This window comes from Paenibacillus turicensis, assembly GCF_050461185.1.
Lineage (GTDB): Bacteria > Bacillota > Bacilli > Paenibacillales > Paenibacillaceae > Fontibacillus > Fontibacillus turicensis_A.
This window is the reverse complement of record NZ_JBCMOR010000024.1, coordinates 1-19,684: the sequence shown is the minus strand read 5'-3', so window position 1 is coordinate 19,684 and position 19,684 is coordinate 1. Positions and strand designations below refer to the sequence as shown.

Sequence of the window (19,684 nt, the reverse complement as noted above, 5' to 3'; positions counted from 1 at the left end):
GATTAATTGCCATTCAAGATGATAAAGCCTTTACTACGGGACGATATACTTACATGCTTGATGATGACCGCTTTGGCATTCAGCGTTCAACCAATGATAATGCGATTCAACCTATTAGCTTCCAGTTTTCTGGAACTAGAGATATTAAAGGGGATCCTAACTTAAGAATGTGGAAATACGATTTCCAATTTGAGCTTAAGAACATATCGGGGAAAAATATAGCTGCCAATCAGGAAGATTTCCATCCTATTTATTACTTTAGTAACAATTCGTTCTCAATGGATTCTGATAACCCCTATGACATAGGGAAATCTGATCGGAAAAGATATGCTATTAGCAAGGATAAAACATTAAAGATTAAAACCAAAGACGGAACAAATGGACAACTTGAAGTTGTTTTAGCGATTGGGCGTACATTAGAGCCAATTCCAAATAAGTAATATAATTATGAAATAAACACCCATAATTGCTGTTATTCCAGCTTTTATGGGTGTTTATTTTATGCTTTAATAATGAACTAATGTATTGGAAAAAAGTTAATATAGCTAGAGTTGTAAATTTATCGGAAAAGAATTGTCACTACTTATGGACACTTGATTTACTAATAAATGAAACACTTGGTTATTGGTATTCGTTAAAAGTATAGAGCCAGTTAATATTTTCTAATTTAAAGGAGTGTACTCATGCATAACAAAACTAAAAAACTGACTTTATTTATGGCGTTTTTGCTTACCTTTACTCTAAGTATGTTACCCGTGTTGTCCGTTTCCGCAGCCAAAAATACTGAGCCTATCCCTTTGACTAAATCAGTTCCACGGCTCATGATTAATGGCTATTACGTTGTATATACTCACCCTGTTGCGCCATATGTGGATAAGAAATCCCGTTTAATGGTGCCACTAGAAGCCATGGCTGAGATGCTTGGAATGGAATATTCCTTTGATAAAAAGGAAAAATCAATGACCGTCTCACGCGATAACAAAACATTGACCTTCTATGCAGGTAAAAAGCAATTTAAAGTAGACAGTGAGATGTTGAACTGGGATACTGAGCCTGCACTTCAACAAGGGACTTATTATGTGCCATTAAGACTTTTGATCAATATGTTTCAGTTAGACGTATCTAACAAAAATGGATTAATTGCCATTCAAGATGACAAAGCTTTTACTACAGGACGATATACTTACATGCTTGATGATGACCGCTTTGGCATTCAGCGTTCAACCAATGATAATGCGATTCAACCTATTAGCTTTCAGTTTTCTGGAACGAGGGATATTAAAGGGAACCCTAATAAATGGTGGCGGTATAATATTCAGTTTGAGATCAAGAACATATCTGGAAAAAACATAGTAGCCGATGAAGAGGACTTCCATCCTATTTATTTTTATACCGAAGGCTTTCAATTCCACAATGATGATCCTTTATGGATTATTAAGCACAAAAACAAAGACCGTAACAGATATGCTATCGGGAAAGATAAAACAATTAAGGTAAAAGAAAAAAAAGAACAGGCGGAAAAGGGACAGCTTGAAGTCGTTTTAGCGATTGGACGTACATTAGAGCCATACATTCTCAAATAAGCAACATAAAATAAACACACCCATATGTGCTGTTATTTCAGCATTATGGGTGTGTTTCTCCTTTGTTTTGATGAACTAAGCCGTGGGTATCGGCGCCCATTTGTTCGCGTTGAAAAACAAACTCATCTAACTAACATTCTCTCGTGTTTTAGATTTTGTTTCCTCGGAGGGCGGAAGCCCTCTTCTTCACTCTCCAAATCTGCATTCATCAAACCGGGGTAATCCTATCCCTTTACATAATGGTAAGTATCCCCTGATTGGATAAAGTGACAAGGAATATCATACTGGATAGCTTCAGGAATGTAACTGGACATATATTTCATACCGGGCTCTTCCATATTAAAATGTCCCACCGTAATAATAACCTTGTTCCGGTTTAACATACTGCTATCCCTCACATATTCACTAATTGAGAAATCAACCAGTTCCATAGCCAACAGAGCATCAATATCCATCTTATCCATCTCAGTAATTAATTCTTTAGCATCTCCAAAAATGTGGAATGGAATTTGTACATTACGCACCTTGGTTTTTGTGTCCCCAATGATACGCGCTCCTTCTAAGTGCATCTTACTAATTAACTCATAAGCAAGCTCCTCCGCACTGACTTCTGGTATCTGGAAGGTCATAAGGGATTCTTTGCTATCCTGTGGATATTGTACCCAGCCCATCTCTTTTGCAAATCCATAGAAAATACCATCCGCATATGAGCCATCACTCAAAGGAATACCAGAGTGCACATAGTCGTGATTCCGCCATACGACGATTTGGTAATCATCTAACAATTTTTTTTTGGCAAGATAAGTCTCGTTTTGAGATTGCATTAACCATTCCTGTTGATCTCCATGATTCCAAAACAACGCCTCATGAACAATAATCAGGTTAGCTCCGAGTTTATGAGCTTTCTGTATTACATCAATGCTAGCAAACACTGTGGTTACAATACCCGTACACGCCTGATTTTCATTTCCATAAAGAATCTTATCGCGCGTATTTTCATCCTTAATTTTTTGCCCAGAGACCTCCCCCTTGTGATAGTCTTTAATTTTAGATATGATCTGACTGATTTCCATCATTAATTTGCTCCTATCGACTCATCTAATTTCATAAATAGCATGGTTATAAAACCTGCAATAAGTGCGACTGCAATCGTAATACCTAGGGTGATATAATTCCAGCTTGATCCGCCAACAAAGGAGGCAACTCCATAAATACCATTCGAAGTATTTAAAACATGTGCGGTTAATTCCATCAAGCCGGCTACCAGTCCTGCAATCCCCCCTGATACAACTCCTGCGATTAATGGTGTTTTGTAAGGAACAAACAACCCATATAACATCGGTTCACCCACGCCCCCAATAAACCAAGTTATCACATACCCCAACGTTAGTTTTTTGTTATTCTTATTTTTGAACTTATATACACATGCCAGAGCAACACCTGCTGCAGCCCAGCTTGCACACAAGATGCCTGGCAGCAAGAAATTATCGTAACCTAAAGTTGGAAATGTCACAAACAAGTATGTCATCAATACCATATGCATGCCTGTTAAAACCAAAATAATAAAAGTAGCCCCAATCACTGCGACTGCAAGCGGACCTGCAACATTATTTAATGAAATAATAGCATCACCAATATATTGACCAAGATATCCGCCAAGTGGAGCTAATACAACTAGAGAAATCGGAAGCATAATTAATAGGGTTCCAAAAGGAATAGCGAAAACTTTTAAAGTATCTGGAGTGTGCTTTTTAAACCATTTCTCTACATAACTCATGATCCATACAATTAATAAAATAGGAATAACTGTACTCGAATAGTTCTGCGTAACCGTAGGAATTCCATAAACGCTAAATTGATCACCATTAGTTGCCATTTGAATAAATGTAGGGTGAATTAACGAAGCTCCCAATAACATTGCAATAGGTATACTCACATTCAGCTTTCGAGCAGCAGACCATCCAAGAAATACCGGTAAGAAATAAAAGCCAGCGTCACCTATAAAGGCAAAAAGGGCATAAATATCATGTTCAGGTGAAACTAAATTTAATAAGCTAGGGCCAATGATGGCAACAATCGTCTTACATAGTGAAGCCGCTAACAAAAGTGGAATCAAAGGTGTCAAACTGCCGGCTAAATAATCAAAAATCTTATTAATGATATCCTTGGGAGACTTCTTCTGCTTCTTCACATTCATATCATCTTCAATCATGCTGCTTACGCCATTTCTTCCTAATTGATTTACTAGAGCATCATGAACTATTTCCACTTGAGGCCCAATAATGACCTGATATTGTCCCCCTGATTGCAATGCTCCTACAACGTTTTTTATTTTTTTAATCTCATTATCATCTGGAACACTCATATCCTTTAGATTAAAGCGCAGTCTTGTCATACAATGAGTCACACTTATAATATTAGCCTCACCACCAATACTGTCTAAAATCTTCGACGCAGTTGATTTAATTTCTTCATTTTTTATACTCATCCCATGTTCCTCCTTAATTTTTTTGCAAATAAAAAACCCAAAGTTAATACGAATTTTAAAATTTTAATTCATATCAGCTTTGGGTAATGCCTCTTGTTAGAGTAACAATCCCTAATCTTCAATTTTTGTGTTTCTAACAATGCGATAAATATGCATCATCAAGTACAAGATCTCATCTTCCGTGCATTTCGAGTCAAGCTTGTCATCAATAAAATTTCCAACCATATAGGCACATTCGTAGACCTTAGGATTTAATTCTTTAATCGCTTCAATAAAGGAATGATTGTCATCTTTAAATTGAGATCTGTTTTTTACCCTTTTCAAAAAATACCTCAGGTGCATAGCAAATCTATTGTAATTAAAGTCATTCCTATCTATAGATATCGAATAAAAAACTTCAATCTGATTGGCTACTTCTAAAATAAGCGCTTCTGTAGCAATTCCTTCATCAGGTTCTCTTTCCTCCGCTGCATTAACAAAATGCATAGCTATATTCGTAATTTCACTGTCTGGTAATTTAACGCCTAGCTTCACTTCAATAAGTCTAACTGCATACCTTCCAAGCTCGGTTTCTTTAGGGTACAGCTGCTCCACATCATAAGAAAATAACATTTGCATTTCTTTATATTTTTGCATTCGAATGATCGCAAAGTTAATGTGGTCTGCTAAACTAACTATCAGATTCGGATTCAGATTACTTTTTATCTTCATTTGGGCTTTTTGAACAATTAATCCCGCAACCTCAAATACATTTTCCGGAATCTCCTGAATGAAGTTGTGAAATTTGCTGTCAATGCGGTAAAAGGTCATGGAAATCTCATGCAAATCCGTAATGTCATAAGGCATAGCAGGAAAACCAATCCCCTTCCCAAAAGCAATCAATTCATTGTTATGACTGTCAATACACAGTGCTACGTTATTATTAATTTTTTTAATTGCTTTCATTAACACCCCACCTTTAATATCTTAATGTAGGGCAACGTTAAACTGGAATAACAGACGTTTCTTCCTACAAACAGTCAAGAATTAAACGGTTACTATTAATAATTGTTCTTTGAAGTCGACATCACTATTTTCTGCTTTAGTGTTTTCAACTTTTGTCACGTCAGCAGTATTGGATATAATAATGGGTGTTGTCAAATTAAAACCTGCTGCTTCAATAGCTTCTACATCAAATTCCAGCAACAGATCTCCTTTTTTAACTGAATGCCCTTGAACAGCCTTAGGGGTAAAATGCTTACCTTTTAATTTCACAGTATCTTGACCTACGTGTATTAGAATTTCAACACCGTTATCGCTTGTGATACCAAGTGCATGACCAGTCGGAAAAACATTCGTTAATGTGCCACTAATCGGCGCAACAACTTTTCCTTCAGTTGGCATGATTGCAACTCCTTTGCCCAACATCCCTGAAGAAAAGGCTTCATCTTTAACAGTACTTAAAGGTACAACTTTTCCCTTCATCGGGCTGATTACTACCTCTTCAACATCCAATGGTTTCTGAATTACCACTTCCTCTTTTTGAGATTTATTTAAAATTTTATTTATTAATTTGTTAAATCCCCCTTTTTTTTGACTTGAATGCTCAGCATCACTTTGGTTTCTCATAAGCTTTCTCCCCTTATTCTATCCATTTATTATTTATATATCTGGTCATTTTAGGCTTTACTAAAGAGGAAAAACCCCCTTTAGGATACAAAAAAGGCATGACCCAAAACATGTATCAATGTACATGTCCTGGGTCATGCCTTTGCAGTAACAAGCCCATAATTAAACTACCATAATATTTTTTGTTTGGCAAGCAAAAAGTATGCGTTTTCTATTTAACAATTCCTCGCTCAGAAGGACATCACGGGATCGTGATTATAATAAATAGATTTATACCAACTAACATTCATATGTTTCATTAATATTTATCAATCCTAAAAATTAAGGAATGGATTTTAGAATAATAAAGTTAATATTGCTGGTGCTGGAAAATTTATCAGAAACAAAATGAAAATAAATAAACTTATGATAACTAGGCCAGAATCTATTTTTTGTTGTTTAAGTAACTTATATAAAGAATATATGTACACCCCCAATATTAAAATAAATCCAAGAAGAGCTAATATTCTTACAAATATCGTTAAATTTGAGGACATAATTCCATTACTTGAGGGTAAAATTGCTAGAATAAATAAATAGAAGGTTAATTGACTTAAAACAATCGTCATTATAAAAAAACCTAAATAAAAAAGTAACTTTTTTAGCATTTTAATTTTTTCAGTCATTTTACTAGTATTTCACCCCTATTCATTTTTTCGGTTTCTTTTTGAATAATTTGATCCTAGCGCGAATGAGGTTTAGTAAAAATATTCATAATAAATTAATTAAGATTGTTGGCCCAGATATAATTCCAACTATAAATATACAAATTGAAAGTTTCACTATCTTAAGACCAATTTTTATATATATTATTCTTAATAAAATTCCATAGATTAATGTTAGCACACAAATATACATTACAGATTCCCAAGAAAAACCAAAAGGAATACTTCCCCCTGGTAAGCCTATCAATATGAAAATAAGAAGCACACAAAAATATACTCCTGCAATAAAGCTAGCTAAACTCACTATCGTATTTAAGATATATTTCATAGAGTTTTTCATCTTATTCCCCCTATTCATATATTCGGTTTTATTTCAAATATATTTAATAAATTGTACACAACAGCATATCCTTAAAAAGTACTCTTTTCACCGTTCCCTTAAATAAAAAGAAAAGCTGAGCAAATATCAGGATCCACCTGATTTTGCTCAGCTATGATAAAAATTTACTACTTCATAATTAGTGTTAGGGTGTTAGCCCTTAAAAAATCAATACTGTCCCTACCTAATTACTCCACCGTCACACTCTTCGCCAAGTTACGTGGTTTATCCACATCGTTACCAAGCGCTAATGAAGTGTAATAAGCTAGCAATTGCAATGGCACTACAGACAATGCTGGTGTCAACATTGCTAATGTTTTAGGAATGGAGAGTACTTGGTGAACGGATCTCAACAAGTCAGCAGCATGCTCTTCAAATGTGATTGCCAACACTTCCGCTCCACGAGTTGTTACTTCTTTAATGTTACTTACGGTTTTTTCAATTACATTTTCTTGAGTTGCTAATGCAATTACAGGAATTCCATCTTCGATCAAAGCAAGTGTACCATGCTTCAATTCTCCAGCAGCATAAGCCTCGGAATGAATATAGGAAATTTCCTTCAACTTCAAGGAGCCTTCTTGTACGACTGCATAGTCAAGTCCACGTCCAATGAAGAATAAATGCTTATGGTTAACTAAGCTGTTAGCATATGATTTAATTTCATCTACGTTAGACAAAATACTTTCTACTTGCTCAGGCAATGCTTGCATCGCTGCGATAATGTGTGCAACCTGCTCTTCGGTTTGAGTGCCTCTTATTTCTGCCAAGTATAGGGCAAACAAGTAGAATGCAATTAGCTGTGAAGTATAAGCTTTTGTAGAAGCAACTGCAATTTCAGGACCTGCAAGAGTAACGATTACATCATCTGCATCACGAGCAATCGAGCTACCTACAACGTTAGTAATTGCAAGCACATGTGCACCATTACTTTGAGCTTCTCTTAGTGCTGCTAAAGTATCTGCAGTTTCCCCAGATTGGCTCACCACGATCACCAATGTGTTTGGTGTAATGAGTGGTGAATTATAACGATATTCAGATGCTACTTCATTCGCAACAGGAATACGTACTAACTGTTCAATCGCAGTTCCACCAACAAGCCCTGCATGATACGCAGTACCACAAGCTACGATATGAATGTTGTTAATATTCTTAATTTTTTCTGGTGTTAAGTTAAGCTCTGGGAATACGACCTTACTTCCAGATGCATCAACCCGACCTCTCATTGTATCACGGTAAGCTTTAGGCTGTTCGTGAATTTCTTTTAACATAAAGTGGTCAAATCCACCTTTTTCAGCGGTAATTGCATCCCATTCGACATTTGTCATTTCCCGAGAAATAAAATTGCCTTCGATTGTCATTAATTCGACAGCATCATTTGTCAAAACAGCCATTTCACCGTCTTCTAAGATGTAGACCTTACGTGTATATTTCAAAATTGCAGGAATATCAGAACCAATAAAGTTTTCACCATCACCAACACCAATAATTAATGGACTTGCTTGGCGAACAGCAACTAACTTGTTAGGCTCATGCTCTGTTAAAACGCCCAATGCAAATGCACCTCTCAAAAAGGTAACTACCTTTTGCACTGTTTTTACAATGTCGCCTTGATATTCACGCGCAACCAAATGAGAAATTACTTCTGTATCTGTTTCAGACTTAAACACATAACCTTGGGAAATCAATTCTTCCTTAAGTTCTAGGTAGTTTTCAATAATCCCATTATGAACAACAGAAAATTGTTCTTTGTTATCCATATGAGGATGTGAGTTCTCATCAGAAGGTTTACCATGAGTTGCCCAACGTGTATGTCCAATCCCTGCTGAACCCAACAACGGTGCCTCTTCTAGTTTAGTTTCTAAATTTTTAAGACGACCCACAGATTTAGTAACCTGCAAACCATTAGAGGTCATAACTGCGATCCCTGCTGAGTCATACCCACGATATTCTAGCTTGCTAAGTCCTTCAATTAATACTGACTGAGTATCTCTATTTCCAATATATCCAACGATTCCGCACATAATTAATTTATCCCCCGCTCATTTCTCTAAATTTGATCCACATGAGAAATCAATCGGAAGACCAGTGACATTTTATTCAGACTGGTTGTGTTTATAAGCAAGAATTAATCAAAAAAATTATTGAATATGAACATGAATACCAATTTAATATAAAATTATTGTTTAAGATCTTAGTGTTTTATCATAGCTGTATTTATATGAATTCACCATTATCATCCCATAACAATATTGTCCTATGTCACTTCAGGCTTCCGCTTTCTCATGGGACTTGAGTTGTTTTTTTATTTCTATATAGTTATGTGTACCTTTCCAACAAAGTTTGTAAGAACAGTCGCCCATTCCTTTTGCCCTGCTGATTACGATGTAGATACAACACCGGGAGGTCCCCGCCGAACATTCGAACACCTCCACCTCGTCAACTTGCTAAACCGTAAATATAATGGTTCATTATATTTCCCCGCGTGTGCAAGTTCTGGCGCTTATGTTACGTTGTACAACCTCTATCCTCACCTTCTATAATCGAATATATCTAATTATATGCATCTGACCCCCGTTTTGCAAATCAATGTCATAAAAATATAAAAAATCAGCGCTTAAAGGCCTATCACAAGGATAAATCCATAAGCACTGATTTAATAATTCATTAATTATCTATTGAATTAACCTAGAAAGAACTTCTTTACGCTTAAACAAGCTCTCTTTCCACTACAGCTACAATTTGCCCAACTAATTGCTCTAGCTCTACTTGATCAGGACCTTCTGCCATGACACGAATTAAAGATTCTGTTCCAGATGGTCTCACTAAAACTCGACCATTGTCACCTAACACGTCTTCAACAGCTTGAACTGCCTTCGCAATTTCAACGTTACCTTCGTAATTCCGCTTATCCTGCACACGTACATTCACTAATACTTGCGGATATTGCTTCATTACTTTTTTAAGTTCACTTAGCTTTTTACCAGAAGCTTTCATCGTATCTACCAGTTGAATTGCGGTCAAAATGCCGTCACCTGTTGTATTATAATCCAAGAAAATAACATGTCCAGATTGCTCTCCACCAAGATTATAGCCCCCACGAATCATTTCAGCCATAACATAACGATCGCCTACAGCCGTTTTTGCTGTATTTAGGTTTAGCTTCGCTGTTGCCTTATAAAAGCCAAAGTTACTCATCACTGTAGAAACTACCGTGCTATCTTTAAGTTTACCAGCGCGATTCATCGCGTCTCCACATATGCACAAAATAAAGTCGCCATCGACTTCTTGGCCTTGATCATCTATCGCAATCAGACGATCCGCATCACCATCAAAAGCAAGACCAAGGTCAGCACCTCGTGCAAGCACTTCCTTTTTCAAAAGCTCAGGATGCGTAGAACCACAGTTATCATTAATGTTTAATCCTGTTGGATTAACACCTATCGTATATACTTCTGCGCCTAACTCTTTAAATAAAGTAGGAGCTAATTCAAACGCAGCACCATGTGCACAATCTAAGACGACCTTCAATCCTTCAAAGGAGTGACTAATCGTCGTTTTTAGATGATCTAAATAAAAGCGTTTTGATTCATAATCAACAGTTACTGTACCTAAATCCCCACCAATCGGACGAGGAAGCTCATCTTTTTCTTCATCAAGCAATGCTTCAATTTGTAGTTCTGTTTCATCAGAAAGCTTAAAACCGTCACTACCAAAAAACTTAATCCCGTTATCCTGAACTGGATTGTGAGAAGCAGAAATCATAACCCCTGCATCCGCTTGCAAATATCTCGTTAAATAAGCCACCGCTGGCGTGGATACTACCCCAATACGAATAACATCTGCACCAATAGATAATAAACCTGCTACTAAAGCAGATTCAAGCATCAACCCTGAAATGCGTGTATCCATTCCGATCACAATTTTAGGCTTAGCCGCTTGACCTGTGAGTACATATCCCCCACAACGTCCGATTTGATATGCTAATTCAGCTGTTAATTCCTTATTTGCTACTCCACGTACACCGTCTGTACCAAAATACTTCCCCATAATTTCACTCCTTCAGTGATTTAAGCTTCATTCTACGTTGTTTGCTAACCTGCATTTTGACCGCTTTGATTATTTTCTCCAGTATTATCTGGAGATTTGTCTGTTTGATTACCCCCAGAATTTTGACCATCATTTGGTGTCGTTGTTGTAGGTGTGTCTTGCTCTGATACTAACTCCACCTCAATCTTTTTGCCTTTGTCCCCCTCCGCTAGTTCCACAAAGTGAGGTAAGACCACTTCAATAGGCACTACATGTTTGCCGACACCAAGCCCATTTAAGTTTACATTAATTTTGATATCCTTCGCACTAACCTTATCTAATAAATGCGTAGCTCCCTGCAACGTTAAGGACATTTTTTCAGTAGTAGGAGATATTATTTTTGGAGTTAATGCACTATTTTGATTGAGAAAGGTAATCGGAATATCTTGAATCACCTTCTGATCCACAGGTTCAACCTTAATGGTTACATTTACAGAGCTAGGCTCGATTTTCTCAGAACCGTCGGGTGGCGTCAAGTTGACAAAATACTGTTTTGTTGTTCCACTTTGGAACTGATCTAAATCTATCGTGACAGAATAAGAATTCAGTTTATCTAAAACGTCCTTTGGTCCATAGACAGCAACGCCTTCCACATCAGTGGTCATATCTGCTAATACATATCCACTTGGAAGCTTCCCCGTTTGTCTAATGGATAGAGGGATACTTTTATATAAATTTGTAATCGGAATATCTACATCAAGGGTTGCTGGTGATAGTTCAGCATCTGTCATCTCATTACCATCTTTATCATAGGCCACCAGCCTTACAGATTTCCCCTTTACAGGCTCTGTCATTCCAGTTACATCAAATATACCCTGAACCTTCCCTAATTGCTCCATTCTGCTCTCAGGCAATGTCACATTAACCTTCCCGCCATCTTTTATAACCGGGATGCCAATCTGAAATCCTTCACTAATTTTCCCCTTCGTAATCACATTTGCTTCTATTTCCTGTGTCTTTTTCTCTTCAATCGTCACCTTGACCATCGAAGGTTCCATAGAGACAAATTCAACCCCAGATGGAAGTTCGTGCGTTAAAGGCATCATCATTGTGCCACTTTTAGCATGTGATAAATCCAATTTGACCTTGTAAGCTGAAAAATTAGTAGTAATATTAGTTCGTTTCCCTCTAACCTCAATACGAACCTTTTCAGGTTCAAGCCCATATAATACATATTTATCCTCATCAAAGCCAACAACCTGAACCTGCACATTATCAATGAATTTGCTTCCATTATTAGATGGTATCGATGGAGTAATTGTAGTTGTACCACTATCCATATGTACCATCCCCCATAAAATAATACTAATAACAAGGGCAATGATTTTAGATATGTTATTGTTATTTAACCATTTATCCATTTTTCCCCGCCCCTCTCTTTTTCCAGAAAGGCTTGATTTTATCATTGTCACCAGAGTTAGGCCCTAGCTCCTCATACAGCTTGGAAATTAATGATTCCTCATTAATGTTACGAACGACTTGTCCATCCATCGCTAAAGAAATCTGACCTGTTTCCTCGGATACAACGATTGAAATCGCATCTGTAACTTCACTAATGCCGATGGCAGCTCTATGCCTTGTTCCTAGCTCCTTACTGATAAAAGGATTTTCGGACAAAGGTAAATAACACGCTGCCGCAGCCAATTTGTGATCCTGTATAATAACTGCACCATCATGAAGAGGTGTATTTGGAATAAATATATTAATTAGTAACTGAGAGCTAATAACTGATTGCGTAGGAATTCCCGATTCAGTATATTCATTTAAACCTGTTTGACGTTCAAAAACAATTAAAGCCCCAATCTTTCTACGTGCTAAATAATTAACGGCCTTAATAATCTCCCCAATCTCCTTACCAAACTGCTCCTCATCTGCGGTATTACGTCCAAACAACTTCCCTCGACCTAATTGCTCCAACGCACGCCGTAGCTCTGGCTGGAAAATAATAAAGATTGCTAAGACCCCAAACGTAAACATCTGATTCATGAGCCACTTCAACGTATACAAATCAAACAACGTACTTATGCTCCAAATTAACAATAGGAATATGATCCCCTTTAGGAGCTGTACTGCTCTCGTCCCACGAACTAAAACAATCAAGTGATATATAATATACGTTACGATAAGTATATCAATAATATCCTTAATCGCATCTTGCCATGTTAGATTTGAAAAATAACTCATGGTGCAACCCCCAATTAGTGCTGCTAAGCCAATAATAATGGTTCTATAATTATTTGGACCTGCCTCTTTATCTATTCCCTTTAATCTATAGGTTATAACGTTAACAAGTCAGATGCAAGCATCCAGCGACTATCTTAGCACTTTTCGTTATATTATGTAAAAAATGACTTTGAGAGTATGACTTATTGATCAAAGCGATCCTCTTCTATAATATCAGACATTCAGAGATAATATTGTATCATTTTATTCATTTTGTTCAAAAAAAAGCACCTATCCTTATAAAAGGGTAGGCGCCATGATTTAAAGTAGAGGATTACCTGTAGGCGACTTCAGAAAATGTATTCGTGATCCTGTACCAGATCCAATCCAAAGCTTGATCTATACTCTGAATATGGCCTGATATTTTAGCTGTAGAGGCAGCAAAATAGGAGCCATCAATGACAGTTACGTCCCCTTCCACCTCTCCATAGATCTCTGCTTTCCCATTTTCTATCGTCAAATTACCAGCAATTTTAATATTTTCAGGTACAATCACTGTATTACCTTGGATAATAAGCTGATCAAGATTGTTTCCTTTAACAACTAATTGATCATCTCGATCCCACAATGAAAATACACCAACAAAAGTAACAATGACAAACATTGCGATTGCAGTTAAGGCAGGATGACGTTGGAACCACTTTAACCACTCTTGCTTAGGACGCTCTTGATTCGGGATTTTATTTAAAATTTTACCCACAAGATCATCAGAAGCGACAAAAGAGTGCTGATGAATTGATGCAAATAACATCATTTCAGTCCGTTCCAATTCCTTAAACTTCAATTGACACGATGGACATTCCTGCAAATGTTGTTTAAGCAGCTTTGCCTGTTCGAGAGGCAATTCATCATCCAAATAATCATGCATGAACAAGGATGCTTGCTTGCAGTCCATATCAGCCATTCCCTTCATCAAATACTTACATGGGACGTTTAAAGGTCCGGCACGTCTTACACATAGTGTGCTCTCCACGTTGACAACTAGAATCAACTATCAACATTCACACACAATGCTTAATTATATACTTTAAATACGCAATAAAAAATAATTCGTTTCACAAAAAATTATGACATACCTGTGTCCACAGTTATATCATCTTATGTTCTAGCTTTTTCCTTAAAAATTCACGACCGCGGTGTACTCTTGTTTTTACTGTTGTGACAGGCATATCTAACACTTCGCCGATTTCCTGTAGCGACAACTCCTGCAAATAACGTAATACAATTACGGATTTATACTTAGCAGGTAAACCTTCAATGGCTTGATGGATTGTTTGTTGTGTCTCAGACAAAAGATATTCAGTTTCTGGTGTACGTTCATCTCCAGGAATTAAAGTATAACCATCTAAGCCATCCTGATCATTCATCTCTGCATCTAAATAATAGCTTGGCTTACGCTTACGCAAGCGATCAATACACAAATTAGTCGCTATACGATAAATCCATGTTGAAAATTTCTGTTTTTCATCATAGCGGTGCCAATTTTTATATACACGTAAAAAAGTCTCCTGAACGATATCCTCAGCCTCATGTCGATTCGATAACATTCTGTACGCTAAATGGAATAATCGATCCTTGTATAAATCAACTAGCTCAGCAAAAGCAACCTGGTCACCCTTGCGTGCTAACTTAACTAACCTCGTATCAAAATACTCTACCATTGAATTTTTCCCCCATATCGATGGACGGGCCTCATTCGTCACCCTGCTTCTTATCTCACTTGTCAGGGCTCAAATTATACCTAGCGCCAAGACTCAGCAATTCAAATGTTAAATCATGTCCATTTAATTTGCAATAGACTTAAGTCTAGGAAAAACGGTGGATGTTCATAAAAAACGGACCCTTTTTTAGGGTCCGCCATGAACTGATTTTACCCATCAGTTAATTATTAGCTTTTTAGACTTAACAGACTTATCAGTTTAACAGATTTATCAGCCAATCCTTATTAAAAATATCAACCTGTGTTCCGAAGTCCTGCAGCAATGCCGTTAATCGTAAGCAATACTTCTCTTAGTAGAACAGGATCATCCTGATTTGCGTCACGAATTGCACGTAATTCTGCAATAAGTTGAACTTGAAGGTAGCTTAATGGATCTACATAAGGATTACGCTGACGAATAGATTCTTGAAGTGCAGGCGCATTATCCAAAATTTCAGTAATCCCTGTAATTTTCAAAATCATATCTCTTGTTAAATAAAACTCTTCTTCAATTTGCTTGAAGATACGATTTCTTACATCACTATCCTCACACATTTTGGAGTATTCCTCAGCAATGATTAAGTCTGCCTTCACCACGGCAAATTGGAGTGTATCAATTAATGATTTGAAGAATGAGAAGTTAGCGTACATATCTTGAAGTACTTTAAGGTTCTCTTCTTTATTTTGATAAAATTGATATAATCCAGTTCCAGCAGCATACCATGCAGGGAATAGGTATCTACTTTGCGTCCATGCGAACACCCACGGAATAGCACGTAGATCTTCAAAGCGATCACTATTTTTACGTTTAGAAGGACGAGAACCGATATTAAGCTCGCCCACTTCGCTAAGTGGTGTAGATTCCTTAAAGAATTTAAGGAAACCAGGATCACGGAATACCAAATCCTGATATTTGGTCAATGACGTCTCAGAAATTTGTGCAATGATTTCTTCCCATTGCTGTTCCTTCTCATCATACTCCGTATTCAGCTTCGCTTGAATCGCTGCCGTTATTAACGCTGAGGTTGCTTGCTCTAGACTTCGATATGCAATTCCCTTCAAGGAATATCTTGACGAGATAACCTCACCTTGCTCCGTAATTTTAACACCGCCGCCAATCGTTTGAGGTGGCTGTACAAGAATACTACGGTTCAATGGCATCCCACCACGGCCCAACGCACCACCACGACCATGGAAAAACTTAAGCTTAATTCCAAATTGCTTCGCCGTTGCGGTCAATTGCTTAAGAGCTACACGAAGCTCCCAGTTCGCTGTAACTACACCGCCATCTTTATTACTATCTGAATAACCTAACATAATTTCTTGCAAATCATTCATCGCTGCTACAGATTCACGGTAAATTGGCATTGTAAATAGTCGGTTCATAATTGCTGGTGCAGCATGAAGGTCATCGATCGTCTCGAACAATGGCACAGATTGCAACGTAGAAGTGACTGTACCATCAAGTTCTTTACGGAATAAACCAACTTCTTTGGAGAAGACCATAACCTCTAAGATATCACTTGCAGCCTCAGCCATACTAATCAAGTAACTAGTAATACATTGCTTACCGAATTCCTCTTGTGCCTTAAATACTGTACGATACACCTCAAGACACTCTCTCGTGCTCTCACTGTAGTCTTGGTAAGGTGAAGTTAATGGACGAGGGTCGTTCAACAACTTCTCCAATAGGACAATTTTATCTTCTTCTTCAAGTGCAGAGTAATCCGCAACAATATTCATTGAAGCTAAAATTTCTGTCATCGCATTTTCATGCTCTTTACTATGTTGTCTAATATCTAGCGTCGCAGTATGGAAGCCAAATAGCTCAACTTGACGGATCATCTTTTTAATGTGAGTATCCGCTACATAGTCTGCATAATGATGACGTAAGCTACGGTCAATAATTTTCAAATCATGAATTAAGCCTTCAGGATTGTCATAACGCTCAGATGTACCACGCTTACTTTCGTCTAATACATTATGAAGCTTTTCCGTCATATAAGTGAGCTTAATCCGATAAGGCTCATTGTCGTTGTTCCATGCTTGAGTTTTATTTAGCTTAATCTGTAAGCGATCCTTTTGAATAGACGCAAGCAATTCATCCGTAACATCAATAATACTTGTATTAAAGCTTAAATATTTAAACAATTCACTTAATATCTTCTGGTATTCACGTATCGCAAGCTTACGTTGAATTTTAAGCGCATTCCAGGTTACATCTGAGGTAACAGAAGGGTTTCCATCGCGGTCTCCACCAATCCAAGATCCAAAGCGCAAGTAAGTAGGCACATGCCATAAATGTTCAGGGTAATATTTCTTCAAGCAACGTTCAAGCTCTTGATAAACTTCTGGCAATACATCAAAAAAGGTTTCATGGAAATAGTACATTCCATTCTTTACTTCATCAATAACCGTTGGCTTACGATCTCTCAGCTCATCAGTTTGCCATAAAGTAATAACCTCATTTAGTAATTTACCACGTAGCTGTTCACGTTCACGGAAAGTCAAGGTTGGATCATCTAACTGCATCACATCATCTGCAATACGTTTGTGAATATCCAAAATCGCACGACGCATCGCTTCTGTAGGGTGAGCCGTCATCACAAGCTCTAAAGACATCGCAGACAACATTTCTTCTGCTTCAGCAAAGTTGAAGCCTTTTTCTTTTAAATCCTTAACAGAGGCTTCAATCGTTCCAATCTGAATGCTTTCTCCAGCGGATCTCTCATAATCACGTTTACGACGAATGCGGTGATTTTGTTCAGCAATGTTAACGAGTTGGAAGTAAATCGCAAATGCACGAATAACTTGGTGTCTTATTTCTGGTTCAAGCGAAGCAATCATGGACTTGAAATCCTCAAATAGCTCTGGCAAAAACACAGCCCGCAACGACTTGCTAGTCTCACGAATCTTCTCGACAATATCTAAGAGCTCATTTCCGCCTTGGTGTACAAGAACCTCTCCCAATATATTGCCCAAAAAACGAATGTCGCGTCGAAGCAGATTGTTTGAATGGTTTTTTCCTGCTGATACTGTTAATTCGGTCATACTTTTCCCCCATTTCATCAAATCACACATTCTTGTAACATAAAATAATAACTTTATAGGTAACCTTACCCCTAATGCCTACATAATAAATACGGAATTAAAGACACAACAACATGAACATCAAAAAACCTTCATGCATACATCATAATAGTAACATTGTATATGACTGCACACATAGATCACCATTTTTATCAAACTAACCAAACGATAATCATGCATAAAGATTGCATAACAATTTATAAATATAAGTGACTTATAATATAAAACCACTAAAGTTCTATATTTAAAAAAAGAGTTATTATTTTATATACTCTAACACGTATAAATATAAATAGTTGAAAATTGAATTTATGTGCCATATAAAAACAATCTATCACTTTATAATACCGCTTTTTAAGATTACTTACAGCAGCAATTAAACAAAGTATATAGTTATACATAACTTTACTTAAAACTATAAGCTAAAATCAAGGTATTAAATAATTCCAATGTAGTTTAAAAATTAAGATCATGAATACTATATAATTATAGATTAATTCATCATACTGCTACTGTAAAGCAATAAAATCAATAGGTACAAAAATAAATTATAACAAAAGACATCATCTAAACTGATGATGTCACTGTTACTTTTAAGCGGGTGATGGGAATCGAACCCACGCTATCAGCTTGGAAGGCTGAAGTTCTACCATTGAACTACACCCGCATTTTATAATGGTCGGGATGACACGATTTGAACATGCGACCCCCTGGTCCCAAACCAGGTGCTCTACCAAGCTGAGCTACATCCCGAAAATAAAATGCTAATATTTATATTTGTTTAAATGGCGCGCCCTGAGAGATTCGAACTCCCGACCTTTTGATTCGTAGTCAAACGCTCTATCCAGCTGAGCTAAGGGCGCATTTTTAAAATATGGAGCGGACGACGGGAATCGAACCCGCGACCCTCGCCTTGGCAAGGCGATGCTCTACCGCTGAGCCACGTCCGCAAAATTATGGTGCGCGTGAAGGGACTTGAACCCCCACGTCGTTAAACGCCAGATCCTAAGTCTGGTGCGTCTGCCATTCCGCCACACGCGCACATTCATAAAAGTGAGCCATGAAGGACTCGAACCTTCGACACCCTGATTAAAAGTCAGGTGCTCTACCAACTGAGCTAATGGCTCTCAAAAAAATAATGGCTGGGGATATAGGATTCGAACCTATGGGTGACGGAGTCAAAGTCCGTTGCCTTACCGCTTGGCTAATCCCCATTAATAAAATATGGTGGAGGCTGAGGGGCTCGAACCCCCGACCCTCTGCTTGTAAGGCAGATGCTCTCCCAGCTGAGCTAAGCCTCCATTATGTATGACCCGTAGGGGAATCGAACCCCTGTTACCTCCGTGAAAGGGAGGTGTCTTAACCGCTTGACCAACGGGCCTTAATAAGTATACATGCCTTCATGGAGCTCTCAACCGGGATCGAACCGGTGACCTCATCCTTACCATGGATGCACTCTACCTACTGAGCTATGAGAGCATAATGGCTCCCCGAACAGGACTCGAACCTGTGACAACTCGATTAACAGTCGAGTGCTCTACCAACTGAGCTATCAGGGAATAGATTCCATGAGATTGGTTTAGAATCTCATGGCTTGTCTGCTTGGCGGCGTCCTACTCTCCCAGGACCCTTCGGTCCAAGTACCATCGGCGCTGGAGGGCTTAACGGTCGTGTTCGGGATGGGTACGTGTGGAACCCCTCCGCCATCGCCACCAAACGTGGTGCTACTTACTTTAATCAAGGTTGTACCTTGAAAACTGAATCCGAAACGAAACATTGCGTTTTAACTATTGGATAAGCCCTCGACCGATTAGTACCTGTCAG

At 37.7% G+C, this 19,684-nt stretch carries 13 protein-coding genes, 11 tRNA genes, 1 rRNA gene and 1 pseudogene; 2 read left to right on the top strand and 24 right to left on the bottom strand.

Going from position 1 to position 19,684, the window contains the following annotated elements:
- The coding region (locus tag ABE099_RS20685; protein ID WP_430033543.1) for a hypothetical protein at positions 1-440 on the top strand (440 nt) is incomplete at its 5' end.
- A gap of 243 nt (positions 441-683) precedes the next feature.
- Entirely contained in the window at positions 684-1,583 is a 900-nt protein-coding gene (locus tag ABE099_RS20680; protein ID WP_430033541.1) for a stalk domain-containing protein, read from the top strand.
- A 224-nt stretch (positions 1,584-1,807) separates the two neighbouring features.
- Here ABE099_RS20680 and ABE099_RS20675 read toward each other — a convergent pair whose 3' ends face one another.
- From ABE099_RS20675 to rrf, 24 genes and pseudogenes are all read right to left on the bottom strand, one after another.
- Positions 1,808-2,656, bottom strand: a complete 849-nt coding sequence (locus tag ABE099_RS20675) for a Nif3-like dinuclear metal center hexameric protein (RefSeq protein WP_430033539.1) — start codon at positions 2,654-2,656, stop codon at positions 1,808-1,810.
- A gap of 2 nt (positions 2,657-2,658) precedes the next feature.
- The gene (locus tag ABE099_RS20670; protein WP_430033537.1) at positions 2,659-4,071 is read right to left on the bottom strand and encodes a PTS transporter subunit EIIC; all 1,413 of its coding nucleotides are present in this window, start codon (positions 4,069-4,071) and stop codon (positions 2,659-2,661) included.
- 111 nt (positions 4,072-4,182) lie between these two features.
- Positions 4,183-5,016 (bottom strand): PRD domain-containing protein, encoded by an 834-nt coding sequence (locus ABE099_RS20665; protein ID WP_430033534.1) that lies wholly within the window; start codon positions 5,014-5,016, stop codon positions 4,183-4,185.
- 81 nt (positions 5,017-5,097) lie between these two features.
- Positions 5,098-5,556 (bottom strand): annotated as a pseudogene (locus ABE099_RS20660) (PTS sugar transporter subunit IIA); the annotation flags it as partial.
- 873 nt (positions 5,557-6,429) lie between these two features.
- Complete coding sequence (locus tag ABE099_RS20655) at positions 6,430-6,723, bottom strand: hypothetical protein (protein WP_430033533.1); 294 nt, start codon at positions 6,721-6,723, stop codon at positions 6,430-6,432.
- Between the two features lie 227 nt (positions 6,724-6,950).
- Positions 6,951-8,783: a glutamine--fructose-6-phosphate transaminase (isomerizing) gene (gene glmS, locus ABE099_RS20650; protein WP_430033530.1), complete on the bottom strand. Its 1,833-nt coding sequence runs from the start codon at positions 8,781-8,783 to the stop codon at positions 6,951-6,953.
- Positions 8,784-9,468: 685 nt separating this feature from the next.
- On the bottom strand, positions 9,469-10,809 hold the full coding sequence (gene glmM / locus ABE099_RS20645) for a phosphoglucosamine mutase (RefSeq protein WP_430033527.1): 1,341 nt from the start codon (positions 10,807-10,809) through the stop codon (positions 9,469-9,471).
- Between the two features lie 44 nt (positions 10,810-10,853).
- Positions 10,854-12,209, bottom strand: coding sequence for a CdaR family protein (locus ABE099_RS20640; protein ID WP_430033525.1), 1,356 nt, complete (start codon positions 12,207-12,209; stop codon positions 10,854-10,856).
- Positions 12,202-13,032 carry a diadenylate cyclase CdaA gene (gene cdaA / locus ABE099_RS20635; RefSeq protein ID WP_430033523.1) on the bottom strand — a complete coding sequence of 277 codons (831 nt, stop codon included), beginning with the start codon at positions 13,030-13,032 and terminating at the stop codon, positions 12,202-12,204. Before cdaA ends, ABE099_RS20640 begins: the two co-directional genes overlap by 8 nt.
- 313 nt (positions 13,033-13,345) lie before the next feature.
- Positions 13,346-13,966, bottom strand: coding sequence for a zf-HC2 domain-containing protein (locus ABE099_RS20630; protein ID WP_430033545.1), 621 nt, complete (start codon positions 13,964-13,966; stop codon positions 13,346-13,348).
- Between the two features lie 193 nt (positions 13,967-14,159).
- Complete coding sequence (gene sigW, locus ABE099_RS20625; RefSeq protein WP_430033520.1) at positions 14,160-14,732, bottom strand: RNA polymerase sigma factor SigW; 573 nt, start codon at positions 14,730-14,732, stop codon at positions 14,160-14,162.
- A gap of 293 nt (positions 14,733-15,025) precedes the next feature.
- Positions 15,026-17,821 (bottom strand): phosphoenolpyruvate carboxylase, encoded by a 2,796-nt coding sequence (gene ppc, locus ABE099_RS20620; protein ID WP_430033517.1) that lies wholly within the window; start codon positions 17,819-17,821, stop codon positions 15,026-15,028.
- 635 nt (positions 17,822-18,456) lie between these two features.
- A tRNA-Gly gene (locus ABE099_RS20615) sits at positions 18,457-18,527 on the bottom strand.
- A 9-nt stretch (positions 18,528-18,536) separates the two neighbouring features.
- Positions 18,537-18,613 (bottom strand) — tRNA-Pro (locus tag ABE099_RS20610).
- Positions 18,614-18,646: 33 nt separating this feature from the next.
- Positions 18,647-18,723, bottom strand: a tRNA-Arg gene (locus ABE099_RS20605).
- A gap of 12 nt (positions 18,724-18,735) precedes the next feature.
- Positions 18,736-18,810, bottom strand: a tRNA-Gly gene (locus ABE099_RS20600).
- Between the two features lie 7 nt (positions 18,811-18,817).
- Positions 18,818-18,901 (bottom strand) — tRNA-Leu (locus ABE099_RS20595).
- 13 nt (positions 18,902-18,914) lie between these two features.
- Positions 18,915-18,987, bottom strand: a tRNA-Lys gene (locus ABE099_RS20590).
- Positions 18,988-18,999: 12 nt separating this feature from the next.
- Positions 19,000-19,074 (bottom strand) — tRNA-Gln (locus ABE099_RS20585).
- 11 nt (positions 19,075-19,085) lie between these two features.
- Positions 19,086-19,161 (bottom strand) — tRNA-Val (locus ABE099_RS20580).
- An 8-nt stretch (positions 19,162-19,169) separates the two neighbouring features.
- Positions 19,170-19,241: transfer RNA gene (locus ABE099_RS20575), tRNA-Glu, on the bottom strand.
- A gap of 22 nt (positions 19,242-19,263) precedes the next feature.
- A tRNA-Thr gene (locus ABE099_RS20570) sits at positions 19,264-19,339 on the bottom strand.
- A 4-nt stretch (positions 19,340-19,343) separates the two neighbouring features.
- Positions 19,344-19,419 (bottom strand) — tRNA-Asn (locus ABE099_RS20565).
- A gap of 41 nt (positions 19,420-19,460) precedes the next feature.
- Positions 19,461-19,577: ribosomal RNA gene (gene rrf, locus ABE099_RS20560) — 5S ribosomal RNA — on the bottom strand.
- Between the last annotated feature and the right edge of the window lie 107 nt (positions 19,578-19,684).

What these genes read in the sequence shown, in the direction of transcription:
- ABE099_RS20675 (WP_430033539.1), bottom strand. Translation starts at nt 2,656, where the DNA reads ATGGAAATCAGTCAGATCATATCTAAAATTAAAGACTATCACAAGGGG.
- ABE099_RS20655 (WP_430033533.1), bottom strand. Translation starts at nt 6,723, where the DNA reads ATGAAAAACTCTATGAAATATATCTTAAATACGATAGTGAGTTTAGCT.
- ppc (WP_430033517.1), bottom strand. Translation starts at nt 17,821, where the DNA reads ATGACCGAATTAACAGTATCAGCAGGAAAAAACCATTCAAACAATCTG.
- ABE099_RS20665 (WP_430033534.1), bottom strand. Translation starts at nt 5,016, where the DNA reads ATGAAAGCAATTAAAAAAATTAATAATAACGTAGCACTGTGTATTGAC.
- sigW (WP_430033520.1), bottom strand. Translation starts at nt 14,732, where the DNA reads ATGGTAGAGTATTTTGATACGAGGTTAGTTAAGTTAGCACGCAAGGGT.
- cdaA (WP_430033523.1), bottom strand. Translation starts at nt 13,032, where the DNA reads ATGAGTTATTTTTCAAATCTAACATGGCAAGATGCGATTAAGGATATT.
- ABE099_RS20680 (WP_430033541.1), top strand. Translation starts at nt 684, where the DNA reads ATGCATAACAAAACTAAAAAACTGACTTTATTTATGGCGTTTTTGCTT.
- glmM (WP_430033527.1), bottom strand. Translation starts at nt 10,809, where the DNA reads ATGGGGAAGTATTTTGGTACAGACGGTGTACGTGGAGTAGCAAATAAG.
- ABE099_RS20630 (WP_430033545.1), bottom strand. Translation starts at nt 13,966, where the DNA reads ATGGACTGCAAGCAAGCATCCTTGTTCATGCATGATTATTTGGATGAT.
- ABE099_RS20670 (WP_430033537.1), bottom strand. Translation starts at nt 4,071, where the DNA reads ATGAGTATAAAAAATGAAGAAATTAAATCAACTGCGTCGAAGATTTTA.
- ABE099_RS20640 (WP_430033525.1), bottom strand. Translation starts at nt 12,209, where the DNA reads ATGGATAAATGGTTAAATAACAATAACATATCTAAAATCATTGCCCTT.
- glmS (WP_430033530.1), bottom strand. Translation starts at nt 8,783, where the DNA reads ATGTGCGGAATCGTTGGATATATTGGAAATAGAGATACTCAGTCAGTA.